The sequence below is a fragment of the Stenotrophomonas sp. 86156_Sma genome (assembly GCF_056481625.1).
The window spans coordinates 3,973,451-3,987,849 of the sequence record NZ_CM151157.1; the positions used below are offsets into that span (position 1 = coordinate 3,973,451).

At 66.1% G+C, this 14,399-nt stretch carries 10 protein-coding genes; 4 read left to right on the forward strand and 6 right to left on the reverse strand.

The genetic code is table 11. The annotated features are described in order from the left end of the window. Positions 1-59: 59 nt before the first annotated feature. Both clpB and ACZK33_RS18490 read right to left on the reverse strand, forming a co-directional pair. A complete protein-coding gene (clpB, locus tag ACZK33_RS18485; protein ID WP_110713319.1) occupies positions 60-2,645 on the reverse strand; it encodes an ATP-dependent chaperone ClpB in 2,586 nt (861 codons plus the stop codon). A 181-nt stretch (positions 2,646-2,826) separates the two neighbouring features. After that, the gene (locus ACZK33_RS18490; protein WP_423174890.1) at positions 2,827-3,648 is read right to left on the reverse strand and encodes a DUF3014 domain-containing protein; all 822 of its coding nucleotides are present in this window, start codon (positions 3,646-3,648) and stop codon (positions 2,827-2,829) included. Between the two features lie 154 nt (positions 3,649-3,802). On the opposite strand from ACZK33_RS18490, the gene ACZK33_RS18495 reads away from it, so the two are divergent. Next, positions 3,803-4,294, forward strand: coding sequence for a hypothetical protein (locus tag ACZK33_RS18495; RefSeq protein ID WP_049422957.1), 492 nt, complete (start codon positions 3,803-3,805; stop codon positions 4,292-4,294). A gap of 95 nt (positions 4,295-4,389) precedes the next feature. Then, the gene (locus ACZK33_RS18500) at positions 4,390-5,100 is read left to right on the forward strand and encodes a glutathione S-transferase (protein WP_423174891.1); all 711 of its coding nucleotides are present in this window, start codon (positions 4,390-4,392) and stop codon (positions 5,098-5,100) included. Between the two features lie 79 nt (positions 5,101-5,179). Here ACZK33_RS18500 and ACZK33_RS18505 read toward each other — a convergent pair whose 3' ends face one another. The 4 genes from ACZK33_RS18505 to ACZK33_RS18520 form a co-directional block, all read right to left on the reverse strand. After that, the gene (locus tag ACZK33_RS18505; protein WP_423174892.1) at positions 5,180-6,784 is read right to left on the reverse strand and encodes a SulP family inorganic anion transporter; all 1,605 of its coding nucleotides are present in this window, start codon (positions 6,782-6,784) and stop codon (positions 5,180-5,182) included. Positions 6,785-7,466: 682 nt separating this feature from the next. After that, the gene (locus tag ACZK33_RS18510) at positions 7,467-9,185 is read right to left on the reverse strand and encodes a thiamine pyrophosphate-dependent enzyme (protein ID WP_423174893.1); all 1,719 of its coding nucleotides are present in this window, start codon (positions 9,183-9,185) and stop codon (positions 7,467-7,469) included. Between the two features lie 125 nt (positions 9,186-9,310). Continuing rightward, positions 9,311-10,168 (reverse strand): XAC2610-related protein, encoded by an 858-nt coding sequence (locus tag ACZK33_RS18515; RefSeq protein ID WP_423174894.1) that lies wholly within the window; start codon positions 10,166-10,168, stop codon positions 9,311-9,313. A 36-nt stretch (positions 10,169-10,204) separates the two neighbouring features. Further along, positions 10,205-10,687: a DUF3574 domain-containing protein gene (locus ACZK33_RS18520; RefSeq protein ID WP_049463556.1), complete on the reverse strand. Its 483-nt coding sequence runs from the start codon at positions 10,685-10,687 to the stop codon at positions 10,205-10,207. 214 nt (positions 10,688-10,901) lie between these two features. Here ACZK33_RS18520 and ACZK33_RS18525 point away from each other — a divergent pair, with 214 nt between their 5' ends. Beyond that, positions 10,902-13,337 carry a TonB-dependent receptor plug domain-containing protein gene (locus tag ACZK33_RS18525; protein WP_032128813.1) on the forward strand — a complete coding sequence of 812 codons (2,436 nt, stop codon included), beginning with the start codon at positions 10,902-10,904 and terminating at the stop codon, positions 13,335-13,337. 284 nt (positions 13,338-13,621) lie between these two features. Beyond that, positions 13,622-14,380, forward strand: coding sequence for a trehalose-phosphatase (gene otsB / locus ACZK33_RS18530; RefSeq protein ID WP_154264247.1), 759 nt, complete (start codon positions 13,622-13,624; stop codon positions 14,378-14,380). Positions 14,381-14,399 lie beyond the last annotated feature (19 nt).

Consider the following 14,399-nt stretch of genomic DNA (forward strand, 5'->3'; position numbering starts at 1 on the left):
ATGGCCCGGCGTACTCCGCAGGAAACGGGGCGCCGCGATCAGGCAGCGCCCCGTGTGAATCACGCCTTGGCGAACACCAGATGTCCGCCGTCGTTGCCGACTTCAATGGTGTCGCCGTTGACGAAGGCACCGGACAGGATCTTCTGCGCCAGCGGGTTCTCCAGCTGCGCCTGGATCGCACGCTTCAACGGACGTGCGCCGTACACCGGATCGAAACCAACGTTGCCAAGCAGGTCGAACGCCGCATCGGACACCAGCAGCTTCAAACCACGTTCGGCCAGGCGCTTTTCCAGCCCACGCATCTGGATGCGCGCGATCTGCTTGATCTGCTGCTTGTCCAGCGGGTGGAACACCACGATGTCGTCCAGGCGGTTGATGAACTCCGGGCGGAAGTGCGCCTGCACCACGCCCATCACCGCCGCCTTCATCTGCGTGTAGGCCTCCGGGCTGTCATCAGCGCTCATGTCCTGGATCTGGTGCGAGCCCAGGTTCGAGGTCATCACGATGACGGTGTTGCGGAAGTCCACGGTGCGGCCCTGGCCATCGGTCAGGCGGCCATCGTCCAGCACCTGCAGCAGGATGTTGAACACATCCGGATGCGCCTTCTCCACTTCATCCAGCAGGATCAACGAATACGGACGGCGACGCACGGCCTCTGTCAGGTAGCCACCCTCTTCGTAACCGACGTAGCCCGGGGGCGCACCGATCAGGCGGGCGACGCTGTGCTTCTCCATGAATTCGCTCATGTCGATGCGGATCATCGCGTCGGCACTGTCGAACAGGAACTCGGCCAGCGACTTGCACAGCTCGGTCTTGCCGACGCCGGTCGGGCCGAGGAACAGGAACGAACCGGCCGGGCGATTCGGATCGGACAGGCCCGCACGCGAACGGCGCACGGCATCGGAGACGACCTTGATCGCTTCCTCCTGGCCGACCACGCGGTTGTGCAGCACCTCTTCCATGCGCAGCAGCTTGTCGCGCTCACCTTCGAGCATCTTGTTGACCGGGATGCCGGTCCAGCGCGACACGACCTCGGCGATCTCCTCGTCGGTGACCCGGTCCTGCACCAGCTTGAAGTCCCTGTGTTCGGCTTCCTGCGCAGCGGCCAGCTGCTTTTCCAGCTGCGGCAGCAGGCCGTACTGGATCTCGCTCATCTTGGCGAAATCCTGGCGGCGCTGCGCGGCTTCCAGCTCCAGCTTGGCCTGCTCGACCTGCTCCTTGATCTTGGTCGCACCCTGCAGCGCTGCCTTCTCCGACTTCCAGATTTCATTGAGGTCGGAGAACTCACGCTCCAGCGCATCGATGTCGTTCTCCAGATCGGCCAGGCGCTGCCGCGAGGCTTCGTCCTTTTCCTTCTTCAGCATCTCGCGCTGGATCTTCAGCTGGATCACCCGGCGTTCCAGGCGGTCCAGCTCCTCCGGCTTGGAGTCGATTTCCATGCGCAGGCGCGAGGCCGCCTCGTCCATCAGATCGATGGCCTTGTCCGGCAGCTGGCGGTCGGTGATGTAGCGGTTGGACAGCGTCGCAGCGGCGACGATGGCCGGGTCGGTGATCTCCACGCCGTGGTGCACCGCGTACTTTTCCTTCAGCCCGCGCAGGATGGCAATGGTGTCTTCCACCGACGGCTCACCCACGAAGACCTTCTGGAAGCGGCGCTCCAGCGCGGCATCCTTTTCGATGTACTTGCGGTACTCATCCAGCGTGGTGGCACCGACGCAGTGCAGCTCGCCGCGTGCCAGCGCCGGCTTGAGCATGTTGCCGGCATCCATCGCGCCATCGGCCTTACCCGCACCGACCATGGTGTGCAGCTCATCGATGAACAGGATGATCTGCCCTTCGCTCTTGGCCAGGTCGTTGAGCACGCCCTTCAACCGCTCTTCGAACTCACCGCGGAACTTGGCACCGGCAATCAGCGCGCCCATGTCCAGCGACAGCACACGCTTGCCGCGCAGGCCCTCGGGCACTTCGTCGTTGATGATGCGCTGGGCCAGACCTTCCACGATCGCGGTCTTGCCCACGCCGGGTTCGCCGATCAGCACCGGATTGTTCTTGGTCCGGCGCTGCAGCACCTGGATGGTGCGACGGATTTCCTCGTCACGGCCGATCACCGGATCGAGCTTGCCGCTCTCGGCACGCGCGGTCAGGTCGATGGTGTACTTTTCCAGCGCCTGCCGCTGTTCCTCGGCATTCTCCGACTGCACGTTCTCGCCGCCACGCAGCTTGTCGATGGCGGCCTGCAGGCGGGTCTTGTCGGCGCCGGCGGCGCGCAGCGCCATGCCCAGCGTGCCACTGTCTTCCAGCGCCGCCAGCACGAACCACTCGCTGGCAATGAAGGCATCGCCGTTCTGCTGGGCCAGCTTGTCGGTCTGGTTCAGCAGGCGCCCCAGGTCATTGCCCATCGAGACGTTGCCGGCCTGGCCGGACACCTTCGGCAGTGCATCCAGCGCCTCGGTCAGGCGCTCGCGCAGCACCGGCACGTTCACCCCGGCCTGGGCCAGCAGCGGGCGCGTGCTGCCGCCCTGCTGGTCCAGCAACGCGCTGAACAGGTGAACCGGTTCGATGATGCTGTTGTCGCGGCCTACGGCCAGCGACTGTGCGTCTGCCAGCGCCTGCTGGAAACGCGAGGTGAGCTTGTCCATCCGCATTGCGAAACCTCATCGGTCATCAGGGCCGGCCCGCGCCGGCGATGCTGGAAAGATGCGGTTGCCCCACCCCGTTTCAAGGGTGACTGCGACTGCACCCCGAGGCCAGTCAGCCTGCGGCCAGCATGCCGGAACGGGTGTGGTCGGCGCGTTGATCCCGATCAGTTCCGCGCGGTGGAGGGACTCAGCGGGTGATCGCGCTGCGGATCGCCCGCAGCTGCTGCTTGACCGCCCGCGCCTGCGCCGGGTCCATGCGCAGCAGGGCCTTCTGCCCGATCGAGCGTGACTGCAGGGTGGGATCGACGAAGCGATAGCGGCCCCGTTCGTCGCGCTGCACCAGCGGCGGCTGGGCCAGTTCCGGGCTGTCCAGCAGGTGGTCGATCACCGCGACCAGGCGATCATTGAAGTACCCGTCGGGCCGGCCCAGGTCCACATAGGCCTGCTGGATCAGTGGATAGAAGCGCTTGTAGGCCGTGGCCGTTGCCGCCGGGTCCAGCGCGGTGAAGGCCTGCACGTAGGGCGCATAGCGCGCCGCATTGGCTGCGGCGATGCGTTCACCGCCCTCACCCGCCTCGACTTGCAGGTTGCCCGGCAGCGGCCGCGCGGCCAGCGCGGTGGGTGGCACGCTGGGCTTGTCCAGGTTGTCGACCTGGGTGACCAGGCGCTGGATCAGATGGTCGCGCAACAGCAGGGTCAGCGGACCCTCGCCCTGGAACAGCTGGCTCAGCGCGCCCCAGGCAGCGGCATCGCTGTCAGCCAGCTTCGGCAGCGCCGGATCTGCCGCGGCCCCGGTATCCAGCGGATGCTTGATCGGAGGCGACGCTGGCGCGGGTTCTGCGGCCGCCTGCGGTTGTGGCGGTACGCTGGTACTGGCAGGGGTTGATTGCACCGGCACCGAAACTCCGTCCGCCAGGCTCTTCAGCTGGTCGCGGAACAGCCAACCGCCCGCGCCACCGATCACCACCACGCCCAACACCCAGGGCCAAACTGCTTTTCCACTCTGCATGATGCAGCACCTCGTTCTCACACGCATGGAGAAGGTGTGACCCGGCCGATTTCCGTGGGTTCCCCACCCGTTCCGGTAAGGTTCGGGAAACGCGTTGACAGCGCAGTGCGACGGGCGGCCCAATGAGCAGTCCAGCCCCTTCGACGAACGACCCATGGAGCTTCGCCCGGAACCGGTGCCTTTCCGCATCAGCACGCTCGACCTGACACTGGTGTATCGAGAGCAGAACGCGAGCGCACAGGTGAACGTGGAGGCACAGACGCTGGAGGACTATGCAGCGCAGCCGGGCATGCGTTACCGCTCACTGCAGGTGGATTTCGAACTTGTCCATGAAGCGCGTTGCCGGGGCGGAAATTTTCACGAGATGCGCCACGGCGAGATCTTCGAGGAAACCGGACCAGCCGATGAAACCGCGCACTGGCGGCAAACCGGTCTCTGCCCTTTCCCCGGCTTCTACCGGGTCATCCACGATCCTGGCCTGGCGGCACTGCTCGCGCACTACGATCCCCGCAATGTCCACGACCTGCAGCTTTTCATCCTTGCCGCACATGACAGCTACGTTGAAGTGCTGGCCAAGGGATATCGCTACACGCTGGCTGGCAGCGTCAATGAACACGACATCATCACCGTCGCGCCATCGGCCTGAACACTCCGACATCCAACGCCAGGTAGGCATTGCACTCACGCCCGCTTTGCGCGAGCAGCGCGACGCTATGCATCCTGTCCCGTGGAGACACAGCCATGCAGTACGCGCTGTATTACTGGACCGGCATCCAGGGCCGTGGCGAGTTCGTGCGCCTGGCGCTGGAGGATGCCGGTGCCGACTACATCGACATGGCGCGGGCGCACGGCGATGCAGTGATGCAGCCGTTTCTCGATGGCAGCAGTGAAGGTGCGCAGCCCTTCGCGCCGCCGTTCCTGAAGGCCGGTCGCCAGGTCATCGCGCAGGTCGCGGCAATCCTGGATTTCCTGGGCCCGACGCTGGACCTGGTGCCGCAGGCGGCCTCGCGGCGGACGCAGGCACTGCAGTTGCAGCTGACCATCGCCGACCTGGTGGCCGAGGTGCATGACACCCACCATCCGATCGCTGCATCGAAGTACTACGAAGAGCAGAAGACCGAGGCCAAGGCACGTGCCGCGTCGCTGCGCAGCGAACGGCTACCGAAGTTCCTCAGCTACTTCGAGCAGGTGCTGGCGGCCAACGGTGGCCGCCATGCACTGCGCGAGCACTCGTATGTGGATCTGTCGCTGTTCCAGCTGCTGAGCGGGCTGAACTACATGTTCCCACGCCGCATGCAGGCACTGGAACCGACCCTGCCCCTGCTGCGTGCGCTGCAGGAGCGGGTGGCGAAGCGGCCGAACATCGCCGCCTATCTGGGCTCGGAGCGGCGGTTGCCGTTCAACACCAACGGCATCTTCCGCCACTATCCGGAGCTGGATGGAGAGCGGTAGTGCCGGCCGCTGGCCGGCAGCTGCACACTGCGTCCGAGGTCCATGAGGATGCCGGCCGGCGGCCGGCACTACCATGGGGTCAGCTGTTTTCACCCAGCGGCTTCACCGCCTGCTTCTGCAGCGACAGCAGGCCCAGCAGCACTGCCAGAGCCACGTAGGCACCTGCGAACTGCCAGCTGATGATGCGCGCCAGGCCGTCCAGATCCCACGGCAGGTAAATGCCACCGCGCGGGTCCACCGAGTGGATCAGGCCGAACAGGGTCAGCACCGCCGCCACCAGCAGGAAGCCGCAGGCGCGGCGCAGGCGGCCATCAACCATGGCCGCCACCGCAGAGATCCACAGCATCGAGGTGATGATGAAGCCATTGCCGAGGGTGAAGATCACCGCCAGCTCGGGCAGGCCGTGGCCGTCGAGCTTGGTCAGCAGCTGCGGCAGCTGGTCCGGCGCGATCCAACCTGGCGCCTTGATCGCCAGCAGGTACGCTACCGACGGCAGGAAACCGAACACCATCGCACCGGTGTGGTGGCGCGGCGTGGCCTGGAAGGCCTGGGTGGTGATGTCGATGGCCACGTACACGATGATCGGTGCCAGCACCGCCAGCGGCAGCCACTGCACCAGCCCGGAGATGATGCCGAGCATGCCGCCGATGCCGACGAACAGGCCGGTCAGCAGCGTGTAGCCGCTGCGCGCGCCCATGTGCTTGTAGGCCGGCTGGCCGATGTACGGCGTGGTCTGCGCCACGCCACCGCAGACACCGGCCACCAGCGTAGCCACCGCTTCCACCAGCAGGATGTCACGGGTGCGGTAGTCATCACCGGCCGCGCGTGCGCTTTCGGACACGTTGATGCCACCGACCACCATCAGCAGGCCGAACGGCAGCAGCAGCGGCAGGTAGGTCATCGCGGTGGGCAGGCCGTCGAGGAAGCCCAGCGTCGGCAGCGGCAGCACCACCTGTGGCGGCACCCACTCCGGCACATGGAAGCCCGGCGCGCCCAGCCCGGCCAGGCCCAGCCCGTAATACAGCACGGTGCCGAACACGAAGGCCAGCAGCACGCCCGGGCCACGCACCGGCAGCTTGCCCTTGGCGATCAGCACATACAGCAGCAAGCCCAGCGTGGTGAAGCCAACCAGCGGCGAGCGCAGCGTTTCCAGCAACGGCAGCAGGCCCATCAGCACCAGCGCGATGCCGGCGATGGAGCCCAGCAGCGCGGCACGCGGCAGCGCGCGGGTAACCGCTTCGCCGAAGAACGACAGCACGAACTTGAGCACGCCCATGATGACCAGCGCGGCCATGCCCAGCTGCCAGGTGGCCATGCCCGCCGCGTGCGGGTCCATGCCCTGCTGCTTGAAGGCGATGAAGGCCGGGCCGAGCACCAGCAGCGCCATGCCGATGCTGGTCGGTGCATCCAGGCCGAGCGGCATGGCGGTGACATCGTCGCGGCCGGTACGCGCGGCCAGCCGGCGCGCCATCAGGGTGTACAGCAGGTTGCCGACCAGCACGCCGAAGGCGGTGCCGGGGAACATGCGGCCGAACACCACGTCGGCGGGGAACTGGAAGATCCCGATCAGGGCCATGGCGATGAAGCCGAGGATGGAGAGGTTGTCGACGACCAGGCCGAAGAAGCCGTTGAAGTCGCCGGCGACGAACCAGCGACGCGGTGCGGCGGAAGCGGGAGCGGACATGGAAGGGGTGGTGGGGGTGGGGACCGCCGATGGTAGGCCCAGCGGGGCCCGGGCGCCAATTCCGTCGTGGAATGATGGGTTCCAGCCAACGGCGGGGCCCCTCGTGGCTGGGGGTGGGTCGTCAAAAGCAGCTTTATCGGAGTGGGCCGGTCGGGATGGGCTGCGCAGGACACGCCGTAAACCCATCCCTGGGGGCTCGATGGCGCCATCCATGGCGCCAACGGTCCTGCGCAGCCCATCCCGAACGGCCCCTGACAGTTTCCTGCGCGTGCCAGCCACGGAAGAGAATCAAAAGATCAAAAGCAAAGGCAGGCGCTCGTTGTTGCGCCGAGCCCATGCTCGGCTGCTGTACGCGAAGCCTCTCAGCCGAGCATGGCTCGGCTCTACCGAAGATCATTCCGATCATTCTTTCGTTCATCCACGCATGGCGTGGATCTACTGTGTCGACCAAGGTCGACACCTACCAACAGCAGCGATGATCTGTCGAAGGCGGGGTGGGTCCGGTTGCGGGGGCGTGAGCGCCATGGATGGCGCGACCGAGCCTCCATGGACGGATTTACGGCGTCCCCCGCAACCGGACCCACCCCGCCATCCCTCAGAAACCTGCTCCTGCTGTTGGTGTTGCCGGCCAGCGGCCGGCACTACCGCGGGTGCAGGGCGCAGCCCTGCATCGACCGACCCCCTACTTCTTCAGGAAGTTGTCCACCAGCAGATGCTTCACGTCGTCGAAGCGGCCGTTCAACACCGCCTTGGCGGCATACAACGCGGTACCGGCCACCTGCTTGGCCTCGATCTGCGGCGGCATCACCAGCTCGGCGCGGCTGGTGTGCACATCCAGCAACGCCGGGCCCCGCTGGGATAGGAAGTCCAGCACCGCGTCCTCCAGATCCTCGCTGCGGGTGACGGTGCGGCCATGGAAGCCGATCACTTCGGCCAGACGGCCGAAGTCCGGGTTCTTCAGGTCGGTGTAGTTGTCCAGCAGCCCCTCCACCTTCTGCTCCAGCTCGACGAAATTCAGCGAGCCGTTGTTGAACACCACTACCTTGATCGGCAGGTTTTCCTGCACTGCGGTCAGCAGGTCGCCCAACAGCATTGCCAGACCGCCATCGCCGGACAGCGAGATCACCTGCCGGCCGGGGAACGCCTTCTGCAGGCCCAGCGCCTGCGGCATCGCGTTGGCCATCGTGCCGTGCAGCAAGCTGGTCAGCGTGCGGCGGCGGCCATTCACCCGGATATGCCGCAGCACCCACACCATCGGCGAGCCGCCGTCGGCGGTGAACAGCGCATCGTCGCTGGCATGCTTCGACAGCAGCGCGGTCAGGTGCTGTGGATGGATCAATTCGCCTTCACCCGGCTGTTCTTCTTGTTCGCGCTTCTTCAGTGCCTTGTCACGGCGCTCGAGGCACTCGTCCAGGAAACTGCTGTCCTCGCGCGGCGGCAGCATCGGCAGCAGGGCATCCAGCGTCGGTGCGATATCGCCGACCACGCCGAGGTTCACCGGATGGCGGCGGCCGAGGTGGCTACCATCGCGGTCGACCTGGATGATCGTGGCCTTGTCCGGGTAGAACTGGCCCCAGGCGAAGTCGGCGCCGAGCAGCAGCAGCGTGTCGCACTCCATCAGCGTGTGGAAGCCGGATTCGATGCCGAAGATGCCGGTCATGCCCATGTTGTACGGGTTGTCCGGCTCGACGAAATCCTTGGCGCGCGAGGTGTGCGCCACCGGCGCCTGCAGGCGCCGGGCCAGTTCCAGCAGTTGCGCCTGCGCGCCCTGGCAACCGGCACCAGCGTAGACACCAATGCGCTTGCCCTGCCCCAACAACTCGGCGATACGCTGCAGTTCCGCGTCGGAGGGACGCAGCACCGGCTGGGTGTAGTGCACCGAGAACGGCACATCGTGCTTCACCTCGGCCTCGCTGATGTCAGCCGGCAGGATCACTACGGCGACGCCGCGACGGCTGATCGCGGCCTGGCAGGCCAGCGCCACCACGCGTCGCGCCTGTTCGGCACTGTGCACCTGCTCGCAGAACACCGTGCAGCTGCCATACACCGCCTTGAAGTCCACTTCCTGCGGGAACTCCATGCCCAGCTCGCTGGTGACGATCTGGCTGGCGATCAGCACCATCGGCGCGCGATTGCGATTGCTCTCGAAGATGCCATTGATGAAATGCAGGCCTCCCGGGCCGCAGGAGCCAGCACACGCCGTCAACTGGCCGCTGACCAGCGAATCCGCACCTGCGGCGAATGCGGCCACTTCTTCATGGCGTACATGCACCCAGGCGATGTCACTGCCATGCATCGCATCGGTCACATGGTTGAGCGTATCGCCCACGATGCCGTAGCAACGGCGGACACCGGCCTGCTGCAGGGCGTCCACCACGATTTCGGCCACGCGCTTGCTCATCGGATACATCCTCGAACGGGGGAACGTCCGAGGCTAGACCTGATGAAGTGATGCTTCCGCAAAAAAAGGGGACGGAGGGAAGTCGTTTGCGGCACATACGACTTAATTCCCTCCGTCCCCTTTTTTCAATCGTTGACGTTGATCCAGCCCACCACCGCGCCCTGCTTCGGGTTGCGGTAGCGCAGCTTCATCCAGCCATCCTGTTCATCCAGCATTTCCACACGGTCGCCCTGCACCAGGTAACGCTTGGTGCTGGATGCGCCGGGTCGGTCGAACAGGAACAGGCGCGCTGGCACCACGGTGGCCTGCTGGCCACGCAGCGGCCCATCCGGCGGTGCGCCCAGGCCATCAGCGATGGCGGTCTCCAGCACACGACCGGCGGGATCATAGGTACGCCAGACTGCCAACGGGCCCTGCTCGTCGCTCTGTTCCCAATGCAACGCGGCGTTCAGCGTGTCGCCCAGCATCAGCACGCTCTCGCTGCGGTAGAGATAGAGCTTCGCACCTGCAAACCGGTACTGGTCGGCGTACCACATCGGGCCACTGCGGCAGCTGCTGGTCAGGGTTCGAGTGGCAGCATCCACGCTCAACCCCATCAGGTCACCGCAGCTGTCGTTGCCGTGGGTGTCGGCCTGCAGCGCGCGGAACCCGGCACTGGCCGGGTCGAAGCGGTACACCGCCACCGCCTCGTTGACCATGCCCACCGATGCACGCGCGACCAGTTCCGGGTATCCATCGAAATCGACGTCTTCCAGCGACCAGCGCGAATTGCCATCGGCATCCGCCGCACCCGCCAGCGTCTGGCGCTTGCCTGACGGTGACAGCTGCACTGCGATGCTGCCGTCCTGCTGGGGATCGGCATGCGCCTGCACATGCGCGGCCACCTGGAAGCGTAGCGTTTCGCTATCGTCCCCACGCGCCTGCGCCGTCGGCGCCAGCACACCTGCCAATACCAGGCCCAGCAGGCATTCCCTGTAGTTCATCATCGCTCCCTGCGGCACCGCGGCGGCACCTTCAACTCAGAACGATACCTCGACCGCCTGCCGCGACCACAGCACCGATTGATGCTTGGTCTGCTGCTTCCACGCCAGGCGGATGGCTTCGATATCGGCACGGCGCTGTGGGGTGTCCTCGTGCAGCACCACCAGCACCTTGGTGCGCAGGCGGTTGGGCGCGGCATCGCCGCGGAACAGCCACTGGCCATAGGCATCGAACACGGTCAGGCCATCCGGGAAGCGCGGGGTCACTTCCTTGTCCAGGAAAGTGCGCCACTGCGCATCGCTGATGGTGTCGGCCTGCGGGCGATTGCCAGCGCCCTGCTCTTCACCCACGCCGAAGTACAGCTCACTGCGCACCCAGCCGTGGCCGGCGGACGGGCGTGCGGCATCACCCTTCAGTTCGGCGGTGGTGGCCGTGGCATAGGCGCTGGGCGCCTGAGAGGACAGGCTGGCGCAGCCACTGGTGGCCAGCAGCACGGCGAAGACGAGGCCAAGGTGTTTCATTGGTACAGCTCCGGGGAAGGGGGACAAGGCGAGCCGGCAGCGTACAGCGCCACCGGTCCGGCGTGCTGATGCCAACGGGGCATCAACTCATGCCGGACCGGCAGGGGCTTGCATCGGCACCGGCCATCACGCGAAGATAATATATCGCTTCATCCGGATGGATGTAAGTGAAACCATCTCCCCCTTCCCCGTCGTCGTTGTTGCTGGAGCCCCCATGTCCATCCGCCTGCCCGCGTCGCCGCTCGGCCTCGCCATCGCCCTCGCGCTTTCCTCCACCGCCGTCCCGGCTCTGGCCCAGGACGCTACCAACCTCGACACCGTGATCGTCACCGGCACCCGTGCCGCCGACCGCACCGTGCTCGAATCCACCTCGCCGGTGGACGTGCTCACCGCCGAGGACATCCGCAAGGCCGGCGTGGTCAACGGTGAGCTGGGCAGTGCGCTGCAGGCCCTGCTGCCGTCGTTCAACTTCCCGCGCCAGTCCAACTCCGGCGGCGCCGACCACGTGCGCGCCGCACAGCTGCGTGGCCTGTCGCCGGACCAGGTGCTGGTGCTGGTCAATGGCAAGCGCCGCCACCACACCGCGCTGGTCAACACCGACAGCAAGATCGGCAAGGGCACCACGCCGGTCGACTTCAATTCGATCCCGGTCAGCGCGATCAAGCGCATCGAAGTGCTGCGCGACGGCGCCGGTGCGCTGTACGGCTCTGACGCCGTGGCCGGCGTGATCAACGTGATCCTCGACAACGGCGGCGACGGTGGCGAGATCGAGGCCAGCTACGGCGCCAACCACACCGACCTCAAGCCGATCGGCCGCACCCTCACCGACGGCCAGACCGGCAACATCAGCGCCAAGGTCGGCACCTCGCTGGGCGAGGACGGCGGCTTCCTGCGTGTCGGCCTGGAGTACAAGCACCGCAACGGCACCAACCGCGCCGGCTTCGACCAGATTCCGCCGTGGGACCAGACGCCGGACAACCTGGCGCTGCAGGGCAAGCGCAACTACGTGCTGGGCGATGGCAAGAGCAAGGACATCAACCTGTGGCTGAACACCGAGATTCCGGTGGGCCAGACGTCGACGTTCTACGCGTTCGGCACCTTCAACCAGCGTGATACCGAAGGCGCGAACTACTTCCGCTACCCCGATGGCGATGCCAACTGGAAGCAGGTCTATCCGAACGGTTACCGGCCGATCTCCGAAGGCGAGAACCGCGACGTGCAGGCCGTGGCCGGCGTGCGCGGCCAGTGGGGTGAATGGAGCTACGACGGCAGCCTGGATTACGGCCAGAACGACTTCACCTACCGCCTGCGTGATTCGCTCAACGCGTCGCTGGGCCCGACCAGCCCGACCCGCTTCAAGACCGCCGACTACGAATACGCACAGACCGTGGGCAACCTCGACCTGAGTCGTGTGTTCACCCAGAGCGACAGCATCAGCCACACCCTGGGCCTGGGCGTGGAAGCACGGCACGAGCGCTACCAGACCCGCCCGGGGGACCCGGCCAGCTACGCCGCCGGCCCCTACACCGATCGCCCGACCGGCTCGCAGGCCGGTGGCGGCCTGACCCCGCAGGATGCGGCGCGCCTGTCGCGCGACGTGGCCAGCGCCTACGCCAGCCTGTCCAGCCAGTTCGGCGAGAAGTTCTCCTCCGATCTGGCCGCACGCTACGAGCACAACGACGATTTCGGCGGTGAACTGACCGGCAAGCTTGGCCTGCGCTATGAATTCACCCCGGCGTTCGCGCTGCGCGGTGCCATTTCCAACAATTTCCGCGCGCCGTCGCTGGCGCAGATCGGCTACGAATCCACCTCCACCGGCTACAACGCCGGCGGACAGCTGGTACAGGGCCGCCTGTTGTCGGTCAACAATCCGATCGCCCGTGGCCTGGGTGCGCAGAACCTGAAGCCGGAAAAATCGATCAACACCTCTCTGGGCTTCACCAGCCGCATCGGTGAGCACTTCGACCTGTCGCTGGACTTCTTCCAGATCGACATCGACGACCGCATCGCGCTGTCGGAGAGCATCACCGGCGATGCATTGACCGACTACGTGGCGGCCAACTACGGCGTCAGCGGCCTGCAGAGCGCCAGTTTCTTCGTCAACGCCGCCGACACCCGCACCCGCGGCGCCGAACTGGTGAGCAACTGGCGCCAGTCGCTGGGCGATGGCCAGCTGCTGTTGACCGGCACCTATGCGTACACCAAGACCACGCTGAAGAACGTGCTGGCCACGCCGGCACAGCTGCGTGCGCTGAACCCGGACTACGTGCTGTTCGGCATCGAAGAGACCAACACCCTCACCGATGCCACCCCGCGTACGCGCGGCAGTCTCTCGGCCGCATGGAGCAACGACCACTGGTCGCTGAGCACCCGCGTGAACCGCTATGGCAGCGCCACCCGCGTGTTCAACTTCGGTGATGGCTACATCCCGCGCCAGACCTACCAGGCCGAATGGCAGCTGGATGCGGAAGTGGAGTACCGCATCACCCCGCAATGGAGCGTGGCCATCGGCGGCCAGAACCTGACCGACAACTACCCGGATCGATCCAACAGCGATATCCACTACTTCGGCAACCTGCCGTACGACGTGCTGTCGCCAATCGGCAGCAACGGCGCGTACTACTACGGCCGCGTCCGCTATACGTTCTGATTGCATTGGACCAATGACTCCCGGTGGGTGCGGACCGTTGGTCCGCACGGCCTGGGTTCCATGCAAGCTTCCCCTTCGTGCCGACCAACGGTCGGCACCCACCGGAGTGATCGCGCTGGGTGGGTGCGGACCGTTGGTCCGCACGACACGGTAGTGCCGGCCGCTGGCCGGCAACCTCAGGGTGCATCCAGGGACCATGACGTTGCCGGCCAGCGGCCGGCACTACCCAATCCGTAGCCTGCCCTCGACCCCACGTACACGCCCGCGCTGGCAAGCTGGGCGTCATGGCTGAACCGCTCCCCCTGCGTCCGCCACCGCCATTGCTGGATGACGCCTGCGCGTTGTTCCTCGATGTCGACGGCACCCTGATCGAATTCGCTGCACGCCCGGATGCCGTGCAGTTGCTGCCGGATGTGCGTGAAGCCATCGGCCGCATCAGCGACCGCCTGGAAGGTGCCGTGGCACTGGTCAGTGGTCGCCCGCTTGAGCAGCTGGATCAACTGTTCGCTCCCCTGAAATTGCCCGCCGCCGGCCTGCATGGCCACGAACTGCGCGGCGAAGACGGTCGCGTCCTGCGCGACGAACACGGCGACGACACCGCCGAGTGGCTGCACGCGCTGCACCAGCAGGCGATGCGCTTTGCCCATGGCCATCCCGGCGTGCTGGTGGAAGACAAGGGCGTCGGCCTGGCGCTGCATTGGCGCGGTGCGCCGCACGCGGCAAGTGATGTGCGCGCCTTCGCCGACCGCCATGTGCGTGGCCGTGCCAGCTATCGCCTGCAGCCCGGTGACCATGTGGTCGAGTTCGTTCCGGTCGGCACCGACAAGGGCCGTGCCGTGCGCCGGATGATGCAGTACCTGCCGTTCCGCGGCCGCCTGCCGGTGTTCCTCGGCGATGACCTGACCGATGAGTTCGGCTTCGACGCCGCCAATGGCCAGCATGGCTGGAGCGTGCTGGTGGGCGAACGTGAACCCAGCAAGGCGGTGTTCGCGCTGCCCGACATACGCAGCGTGCACGCCTGGCTGCGTGAGAATGCCTATTGACCCGGCCACCCCACGGCCG